General features: G+C 49.6%; 23 protein-coding genes, 1 tRNA gene and 1 pseudogene. 17 read left to right on the top strand and 8 right to left on the bottom strand.

Annotation, left to right across the window (positions count from 1 at the left end; genetic code table 11):
- Positions 1 to 47: 47 nt before the first annotated feature.
- The 3 genes from H6F94_RS05275 to H6F94_RS05265 all read right to left on the bottom strand — a co-directional run bounded on the left by H6F94_RS05275 (position 48) and on the right by H6F94_RS05265 (position 940).
- Positions 48 to 142 (bottom strand) — tRNA-Ser (locus H6F94_RS05275).
- A 337-nt stretch (positions 143 to 479) separates the two neighbouring features.
- Entirely contained in the window at positions 480 to 695 is a 216-nt protein-coding gene (locus tag H6F94_RS05270; RefSeq protein WP_190801184.1) for a hypothetical protein, read from the bottom strand.
- Complete coding sequence (locus H6F94_RS05265) at positions 692 to 940, bottom strand: hypothetical protein (protein WP_190801183.1); 249 nt, start codon at positions 938 to 940, stop codon at positions 692 to 694. Before H6F94_RS05265 ends, H6F94_RS05270 begins: the two co-directional genes overlap by 4 nt.
- 207 nt (positions 941 to 1,147) lie before the next feature.
- On the opposite strand from H6F94_RS05265, the gene H6F94_RS05260 reads away from it, so the two are divergent.
- Together H6F94_RS05260 and H6F94_RS05255 are read left to right on the top strand one after the other, a co-directional pair.
- Positions 1,148 to 1,585 carry a hypothetical protein gene (locus tag H6F94_RS05260; protein WP_190801182.1) on the top strand — a complete coding sequence of 146 codons (438 nt, stop codon included), beginning with the start codon at positions 1,148 to 1,150 and terminating at the stop codon, positions 1,583 to 1,585.
- Positions 1,586 to 1,915: 330 nt separating this feature from the next.
- A complete protein-coding gene (locus H6F94_RS05255) occupies positions 1,916 to 4,606 on the top strand; it encodes an AAA family ATPase (protein WP_190801181.1) in 2,691 nt (896 codons plus the stop codon).
- Between the two features lie 278 nt (positions 4,607 to 4,884).
- On the opposite strand, the gene H6F94_RS05250 is transcribed toward H6F94_RS05255, so the two are convergent.
- The 3 genes from H6F94_RS05250 to hsdR all read right to left on the bottom strand — a co-directional run bounded on the left by H6F94_RS05250 (position 4,885) and on the right by hsdR (position 10,594).
- Complete coding sequence (locus tag H6F94_RS05250; RefSeq protein WP_190801180.1) at positions 4,885 to 6,594, bottom strand: restriction endonuclease subunit S; 1,710 nt, start codon at positions 6,592 to 6,594, stop codon at positions 4,885 to 4,887.
- Between the two features lie 122 nt (positions 6,595 to 6,716).
- The gene (locus H6F94_RS05245) at positions 6,717 to 8,189 is read right to left on the bottom strand and encodes a type I restriction-modification system subunit M (RefSeq protein WP_190801179.1); all 1,473 of its coding nucleotides are present in this window, start codon (positions 8,187 to 8,189) and stop codon (positions 6,717 to 6,719) included.
- Positions 8,190 to 8,245: 56 nt separating this feature from the next.
- Positions 8,246 to 10,594: an EcoAI/FtnUII family type I restriction enzme subunit R gene (hsdR, locus tag H6F94_RS05240; RefSeq protein ID WP_190801178.1), complete on the bottom strand. Its 2,349-nt coding sequence runs from the start codon at positions 10,592 to 10,594 to the stop codon at positions 8,246 to 8,248.
- A 172-nt stretch (positions 10,595 to 10,766) separates the two neighbouring features.
- On the opposite strand from hsdR, the pseudogene H6F94_RS33485 reads away from it, so the two are divergent.
- From H6F94_RS33485 to H6F94_RS05190, 10 genes and pseudogenes are all read left to right on the top strand, one after another.
- A pseudogene (locus H6F94_RS33485) lies at positions 10,767 to 10,910 on the top strand (hypothetical protein); the annotation flags it as partial.
- Positions 10,911 to 11,246: 336 nt separating this feature from the next.
- Positions 11,247 to 12,494, top strand: coding sequence for a ParA family protein (locus H6F94_RS05230; protein WP_190801177.1), 1,248 nt, complete (start codon positions 11,247 to 11,249; stop codon positions 12,492 to 12,494).
- Between the two features lie 293 nt (positions 12,495 to 12,787).
- On the top strand, positions 12,788 to 13,696 hold the full coding sequence (locus H6F94_RS05225) for a TIR domain-containing protein (protein WP_190801176.1): 909 nt from the start codon (positions 12,788 to 12,790) through the stop codon (positions 13,694 to 13,696).
- A gap of 29 nt (positions 13,697 to 13,725) precedes the next feature.
- Positions 13,726 to 14,445 carry an adenylate/guanylate cyclase domain-containing protein gene (locus H6F94_RS05220; RefSeq protein ID WP_190801175.1) on the top strand — a complete coding sequence of 240 codons (720 nt, stop codon included), beginning with the start codon at positions 13,726 to 13,728 and terminating at the stop codon, positions 14,443 to 14,445.
- Positions 14,446 to 14,582: 137 nt separating this feature from the next.
- Positions 14,583 to 14,969: a hypothetical protein gene (locus H6F94_RS05215; protein ID WP_190801174.1), complete on the top strand. Its 387-nt coding sequence runs from the start codon at positions 14,583 to 14,585 to the stop codon at positions 14,967 to 14,969.
- Between the two features lie 8 nt (positions 14,970 to 14,977).
- The gene (locus H6F94_RS05210) at positions 14,978 to 15,343 is read left to right on the top strand and encodes a hypothetical protein (protein WP_190801173.1); all 366 of its coding nucleotides are present in this window, start codon (positions 14,978 to 14,980) and stop codon (positions 15,341 to 15,343) included.
- A gap of 10 nt (positions 15,344 to 15,353) precedes the next feature.
- Positions 15,354 to 16,151 carry a LamG-like jellyroll fold domain-containing protein gene (locus H6F94_RS05205; protein WP_190801172.1) on the top strand — a complete coding sequence of 266 codons (798 nt, stop codon included), beginning with the start codon at positions 15,354 to 15,356 and terminating at the stop codon, positions 16,149 to 16,151.
- Between the two features lie 93 nt (positions 16,152 to 16,244).
- The gene (locus tag H6F94_RS05200) at positions 16,245 to 16,703 is read left to right on the top strand and encodes a hypothetical protein (protein ID WP_190801171.1); all 459 of its coding nucleotides are present in this window, start codon (positions 16,245 to 16,247) and stop codon (positions 16,701 to 16,703) included.
- Complete coding sequence (locus tag H6F94_RS05195; protein WP_190801170.1) at positions 16,703 to 18,988, top strand: collagen-like protein; 2,286 nt, start codon at positions 16,703 to 16,705, stop codon at positions 18,986 to 18,988. Before H6F94_RS05200 ends, H6F94_RS05195 begins: the two co-directional genes overlap by 1 nt.
- Positions 18,988 to 20,535: a hypothetical protein gene (locus tag H6F94_RS05190; protein WP_190801169.1), complete on the top strand. Its 1,548-nt coding sequence runs from the start codon at positions 18,988 to 18,990 to the stop codon at positions 20,533 to 20,535. The genes H6F94_RS05195 and H6F94_RS05190 overlap by 1 nt, the downstream gene beginning before the upstream one ends.
- Positions 20,536 to 20,541: 6 nt before the next feature.
- Here the strand turns inward: H6F94_RS05190 and H6F94_RS05185 are convergent, their stop codons facing one another.
- The gene (locus H6F94_RS05185; RefSeq protein ID WP_190801168.1) at positions 20,542 to 20,820 is read right to left on the bottom strand and encodes a hypothetical protein; all 279 of its coding nucleotides are present in this window, start codon (positions 20,818 to 20,820) and stop codon (positions 20,542 to 20,544) included.
- A 226-nt stretch (positions 20,821 to 21,046) separates the two neighbouring features.
- Here H6F94_RS05185 and H6F94_RS05180 point away from each other — a divergent pair, with 226 nt between their 5' ends.
- Genes H6F94_RS05180 through H6F94_RS05160 form a run of 5 tightly spaced genes read left to right on the top strand, consistent with a single transcriptional unit; the run spans position 21,047 to position 23,040 of the window.
- Positions 21,047 to 21,298 (top strand): hypothetical protein, encoded by a 252-nt coding sequence (locus tag H6F94_RS05180; RefSeq protein WP_190801167.1) that lies wholly within the window; start codon positions 21,047 to 21,049, stop codon positions 21,296 to 21,298.
- Positions 21,299 to 21,329: 31 nt separating this feature from the next.
- On the top strand, positions 21,330 to 22,004 hold the full coding sequence (locus H6F94_RS05175) for a hypothetical protein (protein WP_190801166.1): 675 nt from the start codon (positions 21,330 to 21,332) through the stop codon (positions 22,002 to 22,004).
- On the top strand, positions 21,970 to 22,236 hold the full coding sequence (locus tag H6F94_RS05170; protein WP_190801165.1) for a hypothetical protein: 267 nt from the start codon (positions 21,970 to 21,972) through the stop codon (positions 22,234 to 22,236). Before H6F94_RS05175 ends, H6F94_RS05170 begins: the two co-directional genes overlap by 35 nt.
- Positions 22,217 to 22,627, top strand: coding sequence for a hypothetical protein (locus H6F94_RS05165; RefSeq protein ID WP_190801164.1), 411 nt, complete (start codon positions 22,217 to 22,219; stop codon positions 22,625 to 22,627). Before H6F94_RS05170 ends, H6F94_RS05165 begins: the two co-directional genes overlap by 20 nt.
- Complete coding sequence (locus H6F94_RS05160; RefSeq protein WP_190801163.1) at positions 22,624 to 23,040, top strand: hypothetical protein; 417 nt, start codon at positions 22,624 to 22,626, stop codon at positions 23,038 to 23,040. Before H6F94_RS05165 ends, H6F94_RS05160 begins: the two co-directional genes overlap by 4 nt.
- Before the next feature lie 199 nt (positions 23,041 to 23,239).
- On the opposite strand, the gene H6F94_RS05155 is transcribed toward H6F94_RS05160, so the two are convergent.
- Positions 23,240 to 23,556: WD40 repeat domain-containing protein (locus tag H6F94_RS05155; protein ID WP_396426417.1), on the bottom strand; the 317-nt coding region annotated here is incomplete at its 5' end.

Here is a 23,556-nt window from a genome sequence, read left to right as displayed (position 1 = left end):
TAGAGGACACAAAGTGCCTTAACTTTTCAGTGTCAACTACACTTACATGGACACAACTGGACTCGAACCAGTGACCCCCACGATGTCAACGTGGCCATAAACGCCTGGAAACACCTACGGACAAGGCTTTCAACGTATTTCCTCCTTGAACTCATACCAGTTTCATACCAATAAGCCTTGAAATATAGCTTTAGAGTTTCAGTGTTTTTGCGCATGTTAATACTTCAATTAATAGTTTTATGATTTAATCTGTGAATAGGTTTCTGTGTATCCACGGATGAATTTTTAGACTGCGTTTCCGGTTCGGAGGCTCGGGGAGATTTGATTGGTTACAAGTTCATACCAAATCTGTGCCTGTTACAGGGTTGCTGGGTAGCGACTTAATAGAAGGCCTCAGTTTGAACCCGATCCGCGACTTCCAGCAGAGGGGCTGAAAGTTTCGCTGCTGGGTCAGAGCAGCTCATCAGGCGGTTTGCTGCTTATAGGTCGTGTGCCTCCTGAGCATCCCAAACCACGATGAAGTCAGCTTGGGGCACGGTTTGCCGAAGGATTTGGAGATGTCCATCTGCATCGCTGCGCTTGCGGAATCGGCCAACAGTTACCCGCTGCATTTTTGGCAATAGTCTCACCAATGCCCAAGGGTTGAGCCTCTTCTGTTCAAGCTCGCTTTTCTGTTCAAGGTCATTTGCGTTCATGGGTTTGTCTCCAAGGCGTTTTGAATAAGGGTCCAAAGGGCTTGATGCTCTGGGCTGCTGTCGTTGGGCAGCAGTGCCCACTCTTCGACCGGTCGGGGTAGCCAGATCAGCAAGTAGTGAGCTGAGCCATCGGGTCTGTTGATCTCCCAAGCTGACTGCTGGGTGAGTTTGTGGATGTCGTAGCCGTGGGCTTGTAGAGCCGACAGGATTGCGACTGCTGCCCTGTAAATGGGCCAGTTGGTCATAGGCATCTCGCTCTGATGAATAGAAAAGTGATGGCCGCTGATCTCTGGGATCCGGCCACCTTTGCAGAAGCAGGTTTTAGAGCTTCTGCAGGCTGTGGTTAGGGCAGAGCCCTTAAAAGATTAGATATATAATCTTTGGCTGTCAGGCTAGCATTAGATATATAATATGTAAAGTTGATCTTTGATATTTTTTGTATAGGTAATGTGATGAAACCCAGAAATGGCCAGGAAAACGAAGCACGGGGCGCACGGGGAAAACAAGAAGGGCGTTTACCTGTTGATGACCCCAACGGCGCTCGGGTATCTAGACGAATGGGCAGCATCGGTAAATCTGAGCCGGAGCGAACTGGTGGAGAGGCTCGCACGGGGCGAAGTTCCCCCAATGAGCGAGCGAGTGAAGGCGAAGAAGCCAGCACTCGAAGACTTAGACCTCGAACTCATGGGAAAACCTTGCGGAGTCTGATCGAGGACTGCAACGATCAGCTCTCCGATGCCCAAGAAGATTTGCAGCGACTGAACAGGCGTATCGAGCGTCTACAGCGTCGCCGTGAAGAATATCAAGCCGTGCTCAAGGATTGGGAGCAGGTCATTCGGCTAATTGCAGCTGTACCTGAGTCTGAGAATGAGACTGATGGTGAATCCTGAAGCTTCTATAATTTCGGCTTTTGGGTTCAAGTTGGCAGGGTCCGATTCAGGGATTCCACGGACCCTATACATCTGTTTCCACTCCTATCATTTTGGAGTTGCGGCGCTCTGTCCGCAGCTGCCAGCTATCAAGGCCAGAGCGCTCGCAACTTGCTCACCATCGTTGATAGGAGCGTTTTGATCATGGCATGCCCCTCACGTGAATTCGTACATACCCAACGGCTGAAACCTAGGCTCTCTTCACTGCCTAGGTTTCAGTGTTTTTCTGGCTGCTTCTAAAGCTAAAAGCGCTCGGGTTCGAGCGCTAGTACAGACATTCTTAGGGTGATTATGACTTATCTTTCTTCCTCCCCAACAGGGGAGCAATTCGACATTCGCAAACATCTTGAACTGCCCAAACCCCAGAGCCGAAATGGTTGGGTGAACGTGCCTTGTCCAAGCTGCCAATCTGATCACAAGCCTAAGCGGCCAAGCTTGCGAGTAGAAACATCCACAGGAGCCTACAAATGCTTCAAAGGCTGCGCAACAGAGCACATTCGAGAATCGCTAGGATCTCCTAAAGACCGAGCTATTCCCACAGCTCTGACTCATCACATAACCGCATCTGCACCAGCTAAGCGGGTTACGATTGCTCCCCAACAAGTGAAGGAAGCGCAGCAGCGGTTGTTAGGTCAGGGCCTAGTTGCTGAAGCAGCTCGGACTTGGCTAGAGCGCAGGGGTATTACGGTCGAGATGATCAAGGCTTACCGTCTAGGCCTAGTGCGGAAGCGCTGCGGTCGAGATGGCCCAATGCTCTGGGCGATTGCGCTTCACATCCCAGCTGATCGCGATGGCACTGCTTATTATCAGAAGTCGCGGCTCGCCCCTTGGCTGCCTGAATCAGAGCAACCGCCGGAGTACATGCCCTGGAGTCAATACGGGGTGCCACCGGTGGTCTACTTCACCTGGAAGCCTACGGCTGCAACTGTGACTTGGCTCTGTGAAGGTGAGTGGGATGCCTACCTGCTGGGTTGGGCAGTGCGAGAGCACATCGCTGGTGAGTCAGTTGCTGTAGCTACCTTCACTAGTGGCTGTGGAACGGTGCCGCCAACCGAGGAACTAGAGCGATTGCCAGGCCGAGTGGTAACGTTCTACGACCGCAACGACGCACCCCATCCTAAGACTGGACTGCAACCAGGCGAGGAAGGAGCAAAGAAAGTTGCTTTGGCTTTAGGTGAGCGGGGTTGGATAGCGCAGGTGCCTTGGCGCGAGAAGTTCTCACACGTTCAAGGCTGGGACGTTAGCAATGCGCTCAATGCTGGCTTTGGGGTTGGGGAGTTTCAGGAAGCAGCTGAGCAGTGTGTCCAGCCAGAGCCCAAGGCAACCTCAGCTTCAGCTAGCCCTACACCAGTGCAGAATCCGCTGAGAGCTTGGTTGGTGACCAATGACCAGTTGCTAGCTAGGGCAGCAAACTATGTTGACTGGCTGGTTCCCGATCTGCTGCCCTCTAACGAGCTGTTTCTATTGGCCACCGCTCCTAGAGGTGGTAAATCGCTGATGGGCATGACCTTGGCTCATGCTGTGGGCACAGGTCAGAAGTTTCTCGATCGACCCACGACTCAAGGCCCTGTTCTGTACGTCAACCTTGAGGACTCAGAGATCAAAATCAAGGAGCGCGAGCTCGCCCAGGGATGGGGAGCGGGCTTACCTATTTACTGGCTCAACAAATTCAAGCTCAGCCAGTTGCCTTATCTAATTGAGCTGGCTGAGGAAATTCAGCCCCGTCTGATCGTCCTTGACACGCTTAGCCGCGTTCGCGACGACTCAATCTCCGAGTCCTCAGCAGAGATGTCGCGAGCGTTGGAACCTCTACAAGAGTTGGCGAGCTACCTACCAGCGACCATCCTGCTAATTCACCACACTGCCAAGGTGAACGTCAGCAACGCGAGCGAGCTGGATGTGTTCGAGACAATTCGAGGTAGCAGCGCCATTCGGGCCACTTGTCGAGGGACCTGGATTCTAGGCACTGAGGGCGACACTCATCGACTGTTCGTTGAACACGGCTACGGCAAACTCGACTTACAAATCCGGCTGAATCCAGACACGCTAACTTGGCGGTTGCTCGGGCAGTGGAAGCCTGCTGTCAACCGGGACCAGCGCGAGCGCGTTCTGGATTACCTCAACGAGTTTGGCTCGGGCACTGTGGAGCAGATCGCCATCGCCTGCCAGTTGCCGATCAAATCGGCTGCAACAGTTTTAGGACGGCTGCAAGCTGACGACCTAATCAGCAAGCAGGGAGGTCGTAGAGGAACGCCAGCAACCTATCACCGCAGTCGCCTAGTTGGAGAATCGTTGGAGAAAGAGGGGCCTCAAACCCGCACGGCTACAAGGCCAGTTGGAGAAATTGGAGAATTGTTGGAGAAAGCAAAGACAGACACAGCAAGCGATTCAGGCGTTGCTCCAACAAAAAACAACATTTTTTCCTCTAGTGATCCTCAGATCAGCGATCAGCCTAATGCAAACTGTCATATCAGTACACCCGTGTTCACTGATCTTCGTACCGCTGATCTCACCCACCCACCGCAAAAGGCCCAACCAGTTGGAGAAACGGCTGAAACGCAGACAGGGCAAGGAGAAGTTTCTCCAACTGTTTCTCCAACTTTCTCCAATTGCTCCAATAAAACGCCCAAAAATGAGTTGAGCGAGCAGCTTAACGATCAGCAACTGTCACAAGAGGCTGCTGATCTCACTTTCGCCAACTCTGATCAGCGTGATCAGCCACCTCTACCCATGACCAAACGTCGTAGAGCCGTAGCGCTGCGCAAAGGTGATGTGTGTCGCTACAAACGCAATGCGCCTGCTGGAGCAATTGCTGTCACCTGTCGAGGTAAAGACCTGACCGTACTAGACACCAGGCGAAACGAGCAAGGGGAATATGAAGCACTGGTGCGAGCTGAGAGCTGGGGGCTTGGGGTGGAATACTGGATTTCCTGCGGGTATTTGGAGAGGCAAGCGCAGAAGAATCTAAAGGTCAGCAACTGAACTGCTGCTTGTGCTGTAGGCCAGTGTAGAGATGCGCTGGCCTTCATGCATTGCTCTAGACGATAGCTTTGAGCGCTTCTTTAGATGTAATGAATGTCTTCTGGGTGCCGAAAGATGCGCGGTGGTCGTATATCCAGGTAAATGCGAAGCAACTAACGATCGCTAGGCTGATTGATGAGGCTGGACATTCAGCTTCCCTATATCTGTATCTGGGCTTTTAGCAAGATAGTGCTTGCCGTTTACAGAGTGGCAATGATTGTCTGCTTAACCTACTGGTGTCAAATTGCTAGTTGGCTTATAGCGGATGCAGCTAAGGCTTCTGCTCGTTGCTGACTCTGGCACAAACTTTCTTCAAGCCGATCACACATCTGCATCAGTTCATCCACTTTGGCGACAATCCGTTTCTGTTCAGCAAGTGGTGGAAAAGGAATCGGAAGGCTACCAACTTGAGGTTGACTAACAGAAGCTTGGCCAGAAGCTTGTTTTGCCACATTGAAGAATAGTTTTCTAGAACTTCCATTTAATAAAACCAAATTGATATAGTGAGGAAACGTAACGCTAGGAATAAGCCTGACACGGATGTTCATTGCCTCATAAACCATAGGCTCGTTAACTACATCTACAATCGCAGACTTACCAACTAATTCTCTACTATTAACTCTGTTAACAACTATATCCCCATAAGCTAATTGATAAGTAGAATACTCTTCATTGGTGACATTAATTCTCTTTAACTGATCAAGAAGCAAATGACCATTTTGAATATTGAACATTCTAATACTTGCTATACCTTCATCTGAATAGAAGCTGGCAGGCTTGTACAAACCATTTGCCATAGAACTAGATAACTCTCTTAATCTTAGCCATTTCCAGCTTTTGGGGAGTTCATAGAAAGTAAAGTAGCTATCATTAATAGTGTCTGCTACATAGTCTTTTTCACTAGGCTTATACTTTGGTTGATACTGTTCTGCTTTTATAAGCAGAGCATCTATATTTTCATCATCTATACTTTGAGAAACAAGTTTTCCCCGCATAGCCAATTGCAAAACTGATCGCCGCAAATCATCCACATCTTCGGGCTTTTGGCTGAGAGTCTGCCAGTTATCGCGAACAATCGCCCATCCCTTCTTCAACTCCTCATCCGTTTCGGCCTTCATGAGAGAATTAATCGCACTTCCCCTCAGTTTTTGCCGCAGGTTGTCTCGCGTTTGCTTGGCAGCTTGAAGGCGATCGCACAACGCCATCAACTCATCTACCTTCTTAATAATTCGCTTCTGCTCAGCTATAGACGGAAGGGGAATAGGGCAACTAATAACATCCTTCAAGTATAAAGCTTTAACGGCCGTAGCTCCAGACATTCTTTGAAGTAGAGTTCGCGTGGATTCCTTAGACAAGTAATGCTTTAAATATTCACCAAGAATTGCCTCTGAAGGCTTAATAAGTATTACACTTCCCATCAAGCAAAAGAGATCTATGGTGTCAACTATGGCAGTTCGCCCTATTGTGCCTCGGCTACAAATTAATACATCACCAAATTCTGGATCACAACGCAACCTGGATTTCTGAGCATCTTTGGCGGAGATATACTGAATATTATTGAAGGATAAACCCTGCTCAAGAACATTTTTTGCTGTTAATAAGGGCACGCCAGAAGATGCTTTATTAGGAGAGAGATGCTCACCATCAGTTATCTTTAAAGCAATATCCTGCAGCCTAACCCAAGTCCAGCTCGATGGAATCTCAAAACTGACCTCAGTATCCTTAATGTCAGGGAACTGCACATCCCTTCTGAGCTTTTTCCCTTCAACTAATTTCTCTTTTTTTAATTTGACCTGCTTCAATATTTTTTCTAAAGGTTCATCTTCTAAATTTTGAGGGGCTAACTTTCCCCTCACTGCCAGATCGAGGATGAGAGATCGCAGTTTTGGGATACCGTTGGGAGCTTCAGCGATCGTATCGAAGTTTGCTAGAAAGGTTTGGAGATCCATTGCGCTTATTTATCTCGTGCAGACCACGCACCCGACACGAGCATGAATAATCCACCTGCAAAAATGGCGATTGCCAACGCTGCCGTGATCCTATCCATCCAATTCAATGTTTCCATGCGTCCTTATCCTGCTGATTGCTCTAAACACGCTTGCAATGCTGTCTTTAATGCCAGTCGCGCTTGGTCTGCTGTTGCTGCTGCTTCCTGATATTGCGCCAGCAGCAACAGCGGGTCTTCGTGGCTAGCTCCTACCGCATTTGGGTTCTTGATGTCCAGGTTGTATCCATTAGCGGCGATCGTTTCCACCGACACCTTCCAGGCATACTCGGTTTCCTCGCGGTTGTTCCACCAGGCTTTTTCCGTCTCAAACTCCTCAATCCGCATCGGCTTTGTCTTGTTGTAAGACTTTGCCCCTGGCGGGTAGGGATGCTCGTAATACCAGACCTCAGTCGTGGGCTTGCCCTTCGTGAAAAACAGGATGTTGGTGCGAATGCTGGTGTAGGGGCTAAACACACCATTCGGCAGTCGGACGATCGTATGTAGATTGCAGTTCCGCAGCAGCTTTTCTTTAACGCGAGTCTTGATGCCCTCGCCAAACAACGTGCCATCGGGAAGGACGATTGCCGCTCTGCCGCTATCCTTCAGCAGCTCCATCACCAGCACTAGAAACAGGTCTGCCGTTTCCCGCGTCTGAAACTCAGTCGGAAAGCCCCGCTCAATTCCATCCTCCTCCATGCCACCAAAGGGAGGGTTCGTCACCACAACCTCCACCTGATCCTCGCGCCCATAGTCTCTCAGCGGCTTGCGGAGCGTATTATCGTGGCGCACGTTCGTCGGCACCTCAATGCCATGCACCATCATGTTGGTGACACAAAGCAGGTGTGGCAGTTGCTTCTTCTCCACACCAAAAACGCTTCGCTTTGCCAGTTCCAACTCCTTCGTCGATTTTGCCTGCTGCTTCAAATGTTCGTAAGCACAAGTCAAAAAGCCTCCCGTGCCACAGGCCGGGTCAAGCACCTTCTCGCCCAGTTGCGGATTCACCATGTCCACCGCAAACTGAGTCACGGCACGAGGTGTATAAAACTCACCTGCATTTCCGGCACTCTGGAGGTCTTTAAGAATCTGTTCGTAGAGATCGCCAAACAGATTGCGAGTTTTCGACTGGTTAAAGTCAATGCTCTCGTTAATCTTGTCTACTACCTGTCGCAGCAGCGTGCCCGACTTCATGTAGTTGTAGGCATCCTCAAATACGCTCCGCAGCAATAACGCCCGCTCCTGAGCAATACCCTCCAAGTCCTTGCCATCGAGTGCCTTCAGCTGGGGGAATAACTGCCCATCGATCAGCTTCAGCAGGTCATCTCCAGTTGGCGCACGTTTACCCAGCTTGGTGCTGTCTGCCCACTCATCCCACCGCAAATCCGACGGAATCGGAGAATCATAGTCATCCTGGTTGATCTCTAACTCCGTGTCCTGGTCGCTGAAGATTTTGTAAAACAGCATCCAGCCCAACTGTCCAATGCGCTGGGCATCGCCATCTACCCCTACATCTTTTCGCATGATGTCTTGGATAGATTTGATGGTGGCACTCAGCGACATACCGATGTTCTCTCACTCAAACTAAAAGACAGTTGTACCCTAGTTAGGTAAAAGCCTCAAGCGCCCTGGTCTTCGTACAGCAGTTGCTCTAGCTCTTGAATCGCGGCTTGATACTGCTTCTTGCCGCCAAAACTTTTAACTAACTCCACCGGAGTTCCCAGTTTCGCAAACGGGTCAAGCTGCAAAACGGTTTTGTCTTCGATCGACACAACCCCCTGATCCGCGTACTTATCCAGCAAAGCAACTAAGACTGCACGAGCCATTTCACCGTACTTCGCAAACATATCCTGTTTACGAACCTTTTCAGCCCGTTCCTTGCGGGTCAGAGGTGGGCGATCAAACGCCACATGGCAGATTAAGTCGAAGAGGTCATAATCCTTACCAACCATGCCCTCCAAAGCTTCTAAAATCACTCCATGCGCTTTCAACTCATCGAGAATCGCTTGCTTGCGATCGGCTTTATTCCACTTATTAAGGAAGCTATCTAGAGACTGATATGTCTCATTCACCGTGCGGCGGGTATAGTCCTTCAGCGATTCGGTTGTGAGTTTGCCATCCTTGTCGTAATAGCTTACTCGCTCCTTCGCAACCTGGAACTCCTGACGACCCACCTGATACTTAATTCGCTCTCCCTTATCTCCTCCGTCTTCTTCATCTCCCCCATCCGTTTTCCCTTCTCGATCGGGATCAGATGATTGGCCTCCCTTGCCAAAATCCTCGTCCTGCATTGGCGGACCATCCCAATCCTGGTCTTCAAAAAGCTGAGTTGCCCCTCGAAAATCAATAATCGTGAAGAAATTTTTGTCGTAATCCGGGCGAAGACGAGTGCCCCGACCGATAATCTGCTTAAACTCCGTCATCGACTGGATGCGCTGATCTAACACAATCACATGACAGGTCTGAGCATCCACCCCCGTTGTCATCAGCTTAGAGGTTGTAGCAATCACCGGATACGTTTCTTTAGGGTTGATGAAGTTGTCGAGTTGTGCTTTGCCCTCCTTCTCATCGCCCGTAATTCGCATGACATAACGGTGATCTTTTTGGATCAATTCCCGGTTGAGTGTGACGTTGGCGATCGCTCCCCTCATCCGTTCTGCGTGGTCAATATCCTCACAAAAAACAATTGTTTTTCGCATTGGATCGCCATCATGGAGAAACTGGGTGACATACTCCGCCACTCGTTGAGTTCGTTGGTCAAACACAACCGTGCGATCGTAGTCCCTCAGGTTGTAGTCTCGCTCCTCAATCAGTTGACCCTGGTCATCGTACTCTCCTGATTCTGGAGTCCAGCCTTCTAGGTCTTTATCTAGGTCAACTTGAATCCGGCGAAACGGAGCAAGAAAGCCGTCTTCAATCCCCTGTTTCAGAGAGTACTTGAAGATAGGCACGCCGAAGTAGTCAATATTCGAGACGTACTTGGTTTCTTTGGGCGTGGCGGTCAAGCCCACCTGAATCGCATCTGAAAAGTAATCAAGCACCTGCCGCCAATTAGAATCATCTGCCGCACTGCCCCGGTGACACTCGTCAATCACCACCAGATCGAAGAAATCGCGATCGAACTTTTCATAAAGGTTGTCTCGCTCCTCATTGCCGATAATCGACTGATACAGCCCCAGATAGATCTCGTAAGAGGTATTGATCCGCCCAGTCTCATCCACCAGCCTGCGATCAAGCTTGGTCATTACCTCCCCAAAGGGACGAAAGTCATTCACGATCGTCTGATCCACCAGGGCATTGCGATCCGCAAGGAATAAAATCCGCCTCGAAACCTTCGTCTTCCACAATCGCCAGATAATGTTGAAAACCGTGTAAGTTTTGCCTGCTCCAGTTGCCATCACCAGCAAACACCGCTTTTGACCACGAGCGATCGCCTCAACGGTGCGATTGACTGCAAGCTGCTGATAGTAGCGAGGTTCCTTCCCCCCAATCTCAATGAAATAGGAAGAAGTCAGCAAATCTTCGCTAGCGTTTTGCAGGTTTTTCCACTGCTTATATCGCTCCCACAGCTCATCAGGCGATGGAAACGCATCCAACCCGATCTGCTGCTCAACCTGGCTATAAGTGCCACTTCTGTCATGAAATAAAAAGGCATCTCCATTAGAAGAAAAGACAAACGGAACCTGTAGAGCAGCCGCATAGCGCAAAGCTTGCTGGATCCCTGCTCCAACGCTACGGTTATTGTCCTTCGCCTCAATCACTGCAATCGGCTGGTTCGATTGGTAGAACAGCAGATAGTCCGCGAACTTCCTGTCTCCCCGGACTGTCATCTGACCTCGAACAATCATTTGACCGTCTGTGAAGTAATACTCTCGGCGAACCTGGCTCTTTTTCCAACCTGCCTCATAGAGTGCAGGAGTAATGTAGCGATCGCAGATATCGGCTTCACTCAGGTCTTTTTTGCTCATAGCCGAACGGGTTTAGCCTCAGCACATATTGCTAAAATATTCCCAGAAATCCAGCCATGTCAGCATATTAGTTAGAATTTCATGGTTCTGATGGGTGATGATTGAAGATTTAGTAAATGTCTAGCTTCGTAGTGCCACTATTAATTGGACAGAATGAAAAGCTGTAGGAGCCAAACTCCGCGCCATCATCAAACGTCTACTTCGGAAATATGGCTATCTACCTGATAAGCAAGAGAAAGCAAATCAGGAGTTATTAAACAAGCCAAAACCCTCTGTAAAGATTGGTCTGCATAGCATTCCCTGGTCTAGAAACTGAAATCGATAACTCTCAACAACAATTGCCTACTGTCATGCGGGCTTCACGGTAGGGCAAGGAGCTAGATGCAGGTGTACTACAAGCCCTGGCCCAAATTTGGACTAGCACATCCTTCGACCTGACGTACTACAGCGTAATCTTCAGGGGATATAGGAGCCTCAAACACGCATTCCAGCGTTGACCTATTGCAGTCTTCGCAATTAGTTGTCCAGTAGCTGAGGCAGCCTCAGTTGCAAGCCTGTGAACGCTGTTCACAAATTCCTTGACAATTTTGTGAACAGCGTTCACACTTATTGAAGGTGTTATCCATCTGATTACAGCTTCTTATAGAGGTCGATGCATAATGACGATTTGATTGGGCTATATGAAATAGCCCAACTAGCAAGTGTTAGTCCTGCTGCTGTAGGAAATTGGAGAACGAGATATGCTGATTTTCCAATGCCTGTAAGGCAATTACAGTCAGGGCCAGTGTTCCAGTGCAGGCAAATTCTGCACTGGCTTAGAAAAAAGGAAGGTTCAATGGCAAAAGTGATCGCGCTATTCAATAATAAAGGTGGCGTTGGCAAAACGACGACGCTTTGGAATTTAGCGACATCATTAGCAGAGCAAGATAAGGCAGTATTAGTGATTGACTTCGATCCTCAGTGCAATTTATCTATTGCTGCATTGGGAGATGAGGAGTTTTCACAGTATCTAGAGAGTTCTCAGGAGTTACCTTACGGCAAGACAATACGAGCTTTTGCTTTGCCATACATTCAGCAAAATGCTCCGGGAAAGCCACATATTGCTAAACCCAAGCGTGGTCCTTTAAACGGGAAACTTGATATTGTACCTGGTGATTTCTGGCTTAATAATTTTTCTGACATTTTGAACGTGGGGACTGATGTAATTGGAGGAGCAGGTTTATATCGTTTCTTAATGCCATCAAGCTTAATCAACTCAGTAGAGAGAGAATTTGGCAAACAGTACGATTTCGTGCTGATAGATCTACCGCCGTCCTTTAACACTCTTGTCAGAGCGGCTTTGTACTCCTCAGATTATTTTCTTGTTCCGTGTACGCCTGATTTATTTTCTGCATACTGTGTAGGTCTAATTGGACAGGTTTTGCCTAGATTTATAGAAGACTGGGAGCAAGGTAAAGCTCGCTACCTTCAATCCAATTCGTACGACCAAATAATACCTCACAAGGGACAGCCGAAATTTGGCGGTTGGATTTTTAATGGATTTGACACTAGAAAAAAAGTTGGTTCAAAACAGGTCTCAAAAACAGGTGCAGATCAAGCTCAATTTGCGAAAGTGAGGTTTTCTATTAATAATGAGTTGATCCCCAAATTAAAAAGCATTAAAGCATATTCTGCTATTCCAGATTTTATCGGCCCAGAACCTGTTGCAAGTATCGAAGACTTGAATGTAATGGCACCCGATAGCATTGTTCAGAACATCCCGATCAAATACCTGCCACAAGCAAAACCAACACGCGATAATGTTAAGAGTAGAACATGGGCGCGAGATCAGACTACTCTGATGAAGAAAATGGATGCACAGTATGATAAGCTAGCTAGCTTTATAATCCAGAATTTTTAAGTTAAAACCTCAATTCTCTTTGCCTATTAGCAAACGGCCCTTGTACTTTGTAACCCTTGGCAGACGATTTTAATTCTTGGCTAAAAAGTCTAGATTGAATGAAGTTAAGGAGTCTCGATGTGGGGTTTAAATTAGCTCCGTCGTGTGTAAAGGAGAAGAGATGTATGGTGAAAGAGGTTGTAGGCCCTGGCCTGCAGAACAGGTATCGGAACTGAAGCTTAGAAATTTAGAAGTACACTTCAACACCTCACTGCCTCGAATGGGTTAAAGAATATCCCCCATAGGAGATAAACGTGCTAAGCCGTTTCAAGGGCGAAGATGGTACCCGTCGATTAATAACAGCAATTTGCAAACAGAACATTGTACAGGATGATGAATCACTTGCAATAGTCCTTTCTTCTGTGAGTGAGTTGCAACAATTTGAAATCGGCCAAGATATTATAACGCAGGGAGATATTGATTCCGAGATATATCTCATACTCACGGGAAAGGTGTGTGTTCTTATCAATGGACGTCTGGTCGCTTGTAGAGGCTCAGGGTGTCACATCGGAGAGATGGCTTTAATTGACCCAACAGCGAGGCGAAGCGCAACCAATCGAGCAGTCGAGCAGACAGTTGTTGCAAAAATCACTGAGCCTGCTTTCACTACTTTGGCCAACAGCTTTCCTAAACTTTGGCGACGGCTTGCATTAGAGCTAGCTGAGCGGCTACGCGAGCGTAGTAAATATGTTACCCAACCTAATCCACAACCAATCATCTTTATTGGCTCGTCGGCAGAAACACTTAACATTGCACGAGAAATTCAAACTGGCTTATCCCACGACAATCTGTTAACTAACGTTTGGACAGATGGCATCTTTCAAGCCTCTCGTTCCACAATTGAGGATCTCACAAGGATTGTAGAAGTTTCAGATTTTGCAGTTCTTGTGTTAGGTCATGACGATGCTATAGTCAGTCGCGGCCTAGAAAGAGCAGCTCCACGCGATAACGTAGTATTTGAGCTTGGTCTATTTATGGGTGCTTTAGGACGTGCGAGAACAATCATAGTTAAAGCTCGCGGCGTAGATATAAAGATTCCTTCTGATCTTCTAGGTATCACAATATTGAGTTATGCTCCAGGCGATTTAAATACGCTACAAGCTCGTGTAGCACCAATCTGTAACGAGATTCGGAAGGTTGTAGCTATACATGGCTCTAAGTAACCAATGTATCAATGGAAAAGGTGAACTGAGTGGCACTGATAGATGATCTAGCCTTAGATGTTAATATCACCCTCAACCAAGAATGGAATATCCGTGGTGGTATAGTTGTCCCTAGGACTAAAAATGTTACTTTAACAGGTGGTGCTGTCAGACTCAATGCAACGATGCTTTATGCAGATCTCGCAGATTCAACTGAATTGGCAATGCAGCAAGATCGTCGAGTATCAGCTAAGGTATTTAAGAGCTTTCTAAGGTGTACATCGAGAATCATCAGAGCACGAGGTGGTAGCATCCGTAGCTTTGATGGCGATCGAGTTATGGGAGTTTTCCTAGGCCGCTCTAAAAATTTTTCAGCTGTAAAGTGCGCGTTCAACATCAACTATGCCTTTTTGAACATCATTAAACCTAAACTTGAGGCTAAATATTCTAGCCTTAGCAGAGGGACGTTTAAACTCGCTCAATGTGTTGGGATAGACACAAGTAAGGTTTTAGTAGTTCGAAGTGGTATTCAAGACAACAATGATTTAGTGTGGGTAGGACGTGCTCCAAACGTTGCTGCTAAACTGAGTGGTATTCGAAACAGCCCATACCATACATACATTACGAAAGAGGTATTTGATTCATTAGATGAAGGCTTTAAATATAGTAAGACGAAGAATAAAAAGAAATTAATGTGGGAGCCTAGGGCATGGAAAGAAGTTTCAGGCGTAAATTTAGTTTACAGATCCAATTGGTCTTGGAGGCCATAGAGCACGAATGCGAGAGAGAATAAGAGCTAATCACTTTCATCAAGAGAAAACTCCATCACCTTCAAGTCAATTGATGAATGCAGCAATTAGGTTTACACAGCTCAACTGGGCTACCCTAAGGGCATTTGGAAACGCATATGGCTCGTTTCACATACTCCGAGCTGTTTGGATCTAGCTTCAGCCAAGATGCAAATAGCTTTACTGTTCAAAAAGCAAATCTAGTTAACGTCGGCTTTACCCCTACAGGCCACAACACAGCAGAGCAGTTGCTTACCGCTCTGCTGCTGCGTTTTCTTACCTATCAAGAGGGACATCTGACCAGCGAGTCAGGCGAGCCCATCATCAATGAGTTAGGCGAGCCTCTCACCTTCGCAAATCAGAAGAACTGGTCAAAAATCCAAGGGTTTTACTGGGCCTATACTGTGGCGATTGAGAAAAAAGTGCCTTACTCTATGCATACGCTTATCCTTAACCTCCTGTTGCCTTCTACGGTTGAGCACCTATCACCCGAGCTTTTCAAATAGGGGCAATCATGGCGGAGAAAACAGTCACTGAGTTCTTTGGTGCAGGTTTCACTCAGACTAATAACGCATTCACAATCGCCAAAGCAGACTTGCAAACAAAGCTTGCAGCTGCGGGTTATACCTACACGCCAGGCGCAACAGACACCGCTGAAGAATTGTTTGTTGCACTGGTGCTTTTAGGCTTGGTGGAATTTAGCGAGGCTAGCCGGGCAATCGACCCAGCGACGAGAAATGTGGTGGTTGTGCATGACCCCACTTTTAACTATTCGATTGTCTCGGAGAACAGCCGGGTCTACAGCCGCCACGATATCGAGGTGCGCTTGCTGAAAGAGACCAGCGTTCCCATGATGTCGCCCGACACCTACGCGAACTAGAGGTGGGCAAATGCAGGTTCATGAGTTGCCACCTAAAGAGAAAGCATCGGCTGGAGATTTGATTCCCATTGAAGATGAAGCAACAGGCGTCCTCCATCACATCCGTAAGGAGTTCCTCGGTGGGAGTGGAGGGGGTGTTGATTTTGAAGCCATTAGGCAAGACTATAAAGCACAAGTTTTGCTCGATTATCCCGACTATTACTTTCGCCTGAGTGAAACAGATGGAATGGTAGCGCTGGATAGTTCTGGCTACGACCGGCACGGAGCCTATGAGAACGTCACGCTAGGAGTACCTGGCTTACTAGACACGGATGACGATGGCGCAGCCTCTTTTAATGGTGTGGATTCAAGAATCGTTGTGCCACGCTTTTACAACCGTGAGGATGCAACGATAGAGGCCTGGGTACAACTTAAAGCCCCCAGCGTTCAGGGCTCAATCGTGCATCTGGGCGCGAGAATCGATGGTTATGGTTTTGGTGTTGGCAATGGCAGCAACTATGACCAGGCTGGTGATTATTTCACAGGCATTTCCGAGTATGTGGACTGGCTGCCTACCTATCAACCGCTAGGCCAAACAAAGCATCATGTCGTGATTACTCGACAATTTGAAGACTTCTTTCTCTACTTGGATGGGAGATGTGTCTTCAAAAGAACTTTGCGTTACATCCCGCCTACTGGCCCGATTTTGATTGGAGCAGGGCCAGGCGTGCGCCACCTCAAGGCTGTAATTGATGAAGTCGCGATCTACAGCACGGCTCTACCAGCTAATCGAATCAATGCACACTACAAAGCAGGCAAAGGGCTTTAATCGATGGCGATTTGTGCCGGGAAAGAGAGGGCAAAAGTTACGGTGAATTTGCCAACGGGCGCTAAGGTAAAGCTTGAGATTTCCCCTACTCCTGTGAGTTGGGATACAGAACGCAAACTTCTAGAGAAAGGATTGAAGGAGGATGTTCGTTATAAGATTGTCTGTCTGAATCGAGAGCATCAGTATGGTGATGCAGCCCGGATTAATATCCGAGGTCCGGTACGCATCATCAAACTAGTATTAGAAGGCATTAGTGGTCGAGAGTGGGGCTGTTACTACACCGGCAAAGATGGACCAAGCGACTTTTTTGCTGGTAATGCTAACGACAATAACCCGCAATCCTGTAAGGTCTTGCCGATGGATCCGAATGACGATCCAGATGTTTATCAGTGCCGTTTGCATATTCGAGATAAAAACGGCATCGTGTGGAGTTCAGACTACTACGACACTTGCCCTACGGCTGAAGGCACTTGTGATGACGATTGCCCGGAGGGTTGTGTCAAATGCCCATCCCCTTACTATCCCGGATATTGCTGTAAGAGGTGTAAATAATGCCCAGTTGCTGCGAGCCAATCGACGAGGAACGCATCATCGCCAAAGCCGTTGCCAGAGCTAAGGCTGAGCTTTATCCTGATATCCGTAAGGCAATTACTCTGGCAGAAGCTGCAAAGGCTTTGGCTCAGCTTGCAAAGGCTTTAGCAGAGCAAGCGTTGAGTGTTGCAGAGCAAGCATTAAGGCGATTGTCTGAGCTGTTTAATCTGATTGCTGCTTTGCTGTCTCTGCCTGCTAGGGTTACAGCTCTAGAGGAGCGGGTAGCTGGGCTAGAGCGCGAAATTAGCAGGATACTTGGCATCCTGTTTAAGCTGCAATCAAGGGTGGATCGTTTAGAGGGTGACATCAAAGGTTTGCAGGGTGATGTGGCTCGCTTGGTGCGAGATTTAAGGGATTTAGCGACTTTAGTGCAGAAGTTGATTGGCCGCATCAATGAAGTAGACGCCAAAGCTTCAAGAGCGCTAGCACTAGCCCTGAATCTAAAAATAGAAATCAATGGATTAATTCGGCGAGTCGCTGAAATTTTGAAAGCGATTGCAGAGATTTTGAAAGCGCTTTCAAAGCTTAGAGGCAGTGGTAGAGGCCGTGACGGTAGAAATGGCCGCGATGGTCGGAACGGCACCAATGGCCGCAATGGGCGCGACGCGAAGCCTGCAAGAAACGGGCGGGATGGCAGGAACGGGCGCGACGCGAAGCCTGCGAGTAATGGGCGGGATGGCAAAGACGGTCGTGACGCGAAACCGGCGCGTGATGGTAAGGACGGCAAGCCAGGTAAGAACGGCAAGGATGGCGTAGGCATTAGCGGCAGACCTGGCAGAGATGCCAAGCCTGCGAGGAACGGGCGGGATGGCAAAGATGGCAAGGATGGCGATCCAGGGCCAGTCCCCACGTTGTCAATATCTTCAGTTCGCACCACCACCGGTAACACCGCAGCTGTAGCTATCGCGAAAACCGGAAAGACTAGCTATGCGTTCTCATTCACAATCCCCGCAGCCAGAGCAGGCGTAGGAGGCGGTATGGACGTTTCAGACCTCAAAGTAACGGTCTTTAAGGCCTGCAAAGGCGCTGAATTCGAGACAGAGGAACAGACCGTCAAAATCATCAAAGGAACAGATACTTCTGCTGCTTTGAACTTTGCGCAAATTTTGGAGCTGCGCAAACTGGGCTGTAGAATCGAGCGCATTTACAAAGTATTGGGGGGTGATAGTTGGGGAACGGAAGACCAACTTAAGCTGAAGAAAAACTTTGAGGCTGAGCTAAAAACAGCCGCAGAGGTTCAGTACACCGAGGAAAAGGGTGAGGAGAAAATCAACGAGGTTGAGACGCATAACCTGTTGGAGTACCTCAAGAACTTAGCTGCAGCTCCCTATCATCGTGCAGGCTATGGCGTTTTCCCGGCAGAGGTACCCGAAACGTTGCTCGATAAAGAGGACGATAAAACTGATGGCATCTGGGGAAAATACAGCCCAACTAATACTAAAAAGCTGCCCAGCTTAGCAGAACTCCTGGCCTGGCAGATTGAGCAATTTGATGCTGTTATTGGGCGCTTCCAAACCAAGATCGAGATTGAGGATGCTGACTATGTGAAAGAGGGAAATCAGCCAACAAAGGTGATTATTCCCAACATCGCTGAAGCGCTCACCGAAATCATTGCTCTATTGATTCAATTACAGGCGAACAGCGAAGTGCATACCAACTTAGGCTTGCGCAACTTGATCCAAACGGGTGCCGTGGCTCAAACCTCAGCCCAAGCCCTACTGTACACTCGGGCAAACTCTGAATATCTCGGTTATGAGGGTGAGGATAAACAAACAGAAATCCCGTTAACCTTCACAGTTCCAGCGGTCGATGCCAATGATCTGAATAAGAACGACCTCGCCAAGATTCTGAAGGAATCTAAGCAGAAAATCAAAGCCTTTCACCTGAAGCAGGAACGCACACTCAAAGATGATTTGCTTGATTTGGTACAAGCGGCTGCAATTATCAGAGCCGCCTTCTGGCAGAAGCTAGATCCCAAACAACCGATGGGGGCGCAAATCCTCGACATCTTGAAGCGAGCGGTCAAGTTCTCAGACACTGAGCCCAAGTCGGATGATGACGGGGCAAAATCCAAATTCAGCACCTTTCTGGAGCAAGCAGAAACCGGCTTCACCACGACCTCAGGCATCACCGATACACAGCACCCCTACGGTCGTAATTACGAGCGCCGACCGCAGATCAAGGAAATTGGCAACACTAGCGATAAACCGCCAGCGGATGAGACGCCGAGCGGAGGATCGCGCTAATGGCTCTAGCGTTGAAGCTGCTCAAGAGTGAGCTACCCGGCAAGCTCATCAAGAACACGGTAGGCACTCGTAACCTAGCCTCTCGGGGCTCAGAGGGCGGCTTCAATGTGCTGGGTTTCCTGGGTCGAGCTGCTCGCCTGCTGACCTCAGGTCTCTCGCTGCTGTTTGGCATCGGCGCGTTTACCCTGACCAGTTTGTGGGGGCTGTTCACTTCCACGGTGCAGTACATCTGGCAATTCAACTGGAACACCACAGACCCCTCCATTGATGCCCAGATGAAAAACCTCTGGGATAGCTTTGGGGGCCTGCTAGGTGGGCTCGCGGGAAATGCCGTGGGCTGGTTGAGCTGTGGGATTCTGCCCGGCGCGGTGATCTTCTCCTTCAATGCTCCGATGGGTGCTTATGTACTCAAGGAGGTGGGCGAAGAAGCGATGGAGGAGTTCATCGGCAATTTGCAAGTGGTGGTGCAGTCAGGGCTGAGAAGTGCAGTTCAAGCTGGGATCCTGTGGCTCTACAAGAATGTGCGGCGGTGGTTGAAACAGCCTGGCAATAAGTTTGGCCTGGCCCTGTTTGGCGGGGATGCCGAGAAACTCGCGAAGTGGGGCGAGCAAAACTCGCAGCCCTGGAGCTTTGCCCAGGCGTTCGAGAACAAAATCGAGTCGATCGATAACCAGTTTGTGCAGAACTTTGTCGAGGAATTCTTCGACGAGGCCTTCGATGCTTGTGTCGAGGCAGGTTATGTCGTAGCAGGCTCGATTGAGTCTTACCTAGCCACGCAGCGCATGGTGCAAGAGCAGGCCTTGGGCAAAGCTCGCACCGTGGAGATCCAACCTGACCGCACTGTCGAAAACGAGCGCTTGGTGCTCAGTGGACCCGAGCAACTCCTCAAGCCTGCGCTGGTGCAGACGCTGACACAATACCAGCTACTAGAGAACCGTGATGTCGGCGCAATTGTCGGAGCTCCCCTGGTCGAGGCGGTCAAAGGCGCAGCGATGGCCCGCAAGCTGCTTGTCACCTTCTACTCGGTCAAGACACCACCCTGGAAAGCCCGCGACGGTAAAGAGCTGATCCGAGCCACCTACAGCATCCCTGACGTGAAGCGCTCGATTAGCTGGGAACAGGTCAAACTCGCTTGCGGTGGCCTCAACGGCTACCTCTGGGGCCGCTTCCGAGCAACAGCACAGCTGAGTAATGGTCGGCAGATGCAGGTTTACGGCGGTAGTGAGACTGACGCTGAAGACCGGCTCAAGGCCCTGTTGGCCCTGTCCGAGGCTACTCTGCAGACCCTGACTATTGCTGAGGAGAAGAAAGAGGGCAGACGGGCGAGCAATACGCGGCTGTACAAGGAGAGCATCCGGGTCTACCCTGCCTTCTTCACAGTAATCAACCAGGCCAAGCTGCTGAACCCCAAAGCGCAGACGCCAGGAGCCAGAGGCTTGGTGAGAGGCGATGTGGTCAGAAACCAAGCCCGTATCCTGCTATGGCCTGAGCACGAGCCGCCGGATGTGGCTGAAACCCTCACCGAGCTGTTCAAGGACACGGTGTAAGCCTGGCTAGACGTAGATCTGCAGGGCCAAATCGCGCTCGTGGTGAATCTGTTCACGGCTGACCTCCGAGCCGTACAGCTGAGACAGACGCTCATAGCGTTCCTCATAGAGCTGCTCAATCACCGCCTCAACTGATTGGTTCAGCTCCTCACACAGGCGAGCGAGCAGTCGCCTACGAGGTCGGTAGTAGTAATTGCGATAGGCTCGACGCCCCACCTGATAGTGGCGTTTGATCAGGGAGCGGCGGCTCCGAGTCGAGAGGCGAGCGTACAGCTCATCGTTCATAAGCTTCAGCCATTGAAAAAGATCCGTAGGCCTACGGAGGAGCCCTCTACTGGCTTAGTTTAGCCAATGTGCAATTAAACAAACCCTTAGGGTTTAAGCGTTGCATTCTATTCTCCTTAAGCGTTAAATCGAGCTTAGCAGAGGGTTTAAAATCTCCGAGAATCCCGCTTGACAAGCCCGTTTTATCGGGATTAGCGTAAGGCTGTTGTTGAGCAGCTAGCTGTCAATGGCTTTTTTAAATACAGGGGAAAACTCTGAGCTAAAGAGCAAGAGCGTAGAGGCTGCTCTAATCGAAGTCGCGACTTTAGCCAGCCTCAAGAGTAAGGGAGGAGCACCTGAGAACATCAAGACTAGAGCGCATATCAGCGTCCAAGTTCAGGAGAACGATTGGATTCACATCGACGCTTTCTTACCGATTAAAGCGTCAGTCGGACCAACGGGCGGATTGGAATTTGTAGCGATTGATTTTTTGCAGTGAGTTAATTCGTTCATTTAGGAGATAGCCTCAAATGGCTCCCACACAAAGAGGAAAGAAGCGCGACCAGGTTACGGGTGTGCTGGTTAACGCAAACCTGTGTTATGTTTTCACGACCAAAGATTTAGCAGCACTATCGGGCATCAGCCCTGCAGACTTAACGGCTCAGTTAGGGCACATTGCAGAAGCGCAATTAGCCGCGACCGCGCAACCGAAAGTGGTCGGTGCCAACGCTCCCAAACCGCCTCGGGTCAGCAAGCGGTTAACTACGGGAGCCGTGGCTGCTGCTCAAGGTAGTGTCAGCACCTACTGCGCTTACAACAAGCTGGGTACGGCTCGCTCTGCCGGATGGCGGCTCGCCAAAGCAGGTAACAGCGTCGCCATCCGCAGCTCGGGCAAGACCGTAACTGCTGTGGTAGAGGTGGATGGGGTTTTGTACTGCTGGCCGATGAACTCAGCTGACTTCGACCAGTACAACGATGAGCTAGGGCTGAAGCTGCCCAGCACAGTCACCACAGCCGCTGAACGCAACCGCTGTGTGAGAGGTGCTCGCTTCCCCCAGCCAGGCCGGATCTCGCTTCGCCTAGACACCGGCTCTGTGTTCAGCAGCTTCTACGACTCCGATAACCCGCCGACCACTGGCGAGTGGTTCAATGCCACCCAGCCGTTGCTCTATGGCAACACACCGGCTGCAGCTGGAGGTGGCTAGAGGCGTGCTGATCCTGCCAGGGCACCCGTTGTTCAACGCAACCTTGGGGGCAACCCTGCCCCCCGGCTGGCAACAAACCGCAGCTGTGGGCAACGAAGCGCTGTTTGTGGTCAGGCCCGGTTTAAGCGGTCTTTTCACCCCAGCCACGCCTCATGAGTGGCGCGATTACCTCGAAGGCGGCGAGTACGAAGCTCGCTTAGAGGAGCTGGGCGATGACTTACCTGACGGATGACTTTGGGGACTGGCTACAGTTGGGCGTAGTTAGACCCATCGAGTCTGGCTGGACTGCCTTTCCCACTGCTGGCTTCAGCGAGACCTCCACCCTGCGCGTCACCTACCTGATCCCGCCCCTGCCGAGAGCGATGTCTCTGCGGAGCTTTGCCTGGTTGCGGGCAGATTATGGCCTGGGGGGACCGGCGCAAGTTACCCAGAGCATCCGCTTGTACCCTAAGCCCGAGAAGCAGCTCATCGTCTTCCCCCATCCTCCCGACTACCTGCAGCGCAACCTCTATAGGCGCTTTTTTGAGGTGCGCAAAAGCCGTCGCTCTTACCGCCTCGGCCTAACTCCAGATGTGAACTGGCAGATCCAGCTTGAAGAGTTGACCAAAGGCCCTAACCCATGAGCGCACAGGATTTAATCGCTTTGCTAATTGGCTTGGGCACAGTTGGGGGAATGGTGGTTGGTGTTACCAACTTCCTGAGTCATAAGTTCAGTAGCTTACGCGAGGAACTGCTAATTAACCGCACCAAAGTTGCTGAAGGGGTTGATGAAATCAAAGGTAAGCTTGAGCGCTCTATCTTGGATTTGGACACTCGCTTAAGACTGCACATCAACGAGTTCGACAACAAAGTCGATACGTTAGAGTATCGAATCCATGCTTTAGATGAGAAGATTGAGCATCGGACCAAGCGTTTTACAGATGAACTTGCCAAGGAAAGAGAGCGGTTGATCGAGAAAATTAATCAACTGGAGGGATTCTTAGAGCGAACGCAGCAATATAGACGGCGTTCTGCAAATTCCTCTAAGGAAGATTAGAGACAGAGAGGAACATCTCAGGATTACTCAAGCTTGTCAGTAGTGCTTGTAGATTTAGAGCACAGGCAGAGTAAGAGAAAATACCGTTGCTAGTACTATAAAGCAGTTATAGTGAGCTAGTATGGGGGCGAATAAGCTAATTCAGGGCTGGGGAGTTCTTCCCAAGGGGGCTCCCCTTCATAGCCAGTAGGCTTCACTACTACTGTCCGCCGATCCCATCACAGAGTTGGCGATCCTCTCGATTGACCGTTGAATTGCTCTTCAAGTAGTCCTTTACCCAATTACAAGCACGTACTGTCAGCTCATCTAATTCCTCAATCTCCCATAGTTTTGCAGTGCCATCGTCGAATCCACCGGTTGCTAACTGCTGGCCATCGGGGCTGAAATCGATGCTAGTGACATGGCCTGTGGGATGCTTAAACTGAGCTAACTGTTTACCCTTCAAGTCCCACAAGCGAGCTGTGCCATCGTCGAATCCACCGGTTGCTAACTGCTGGCCATCGGGGCTGAAATCGA

This window comes from Leptolyngbya sp. FACHB-261 (genome assembly GCF_014696065.1).
In the GTDB taxonomy this organism is placed as follows: domain Bacteria; phylum Cyanobacteriota; class Cyanobacteriia; order FACHB-261; family FACHB-261; genus FACHB-261.
Note: the sequence above shows the minus strand (reverse complement) of the source record. Positions and strands in the feature narration are given on the sequence as shown.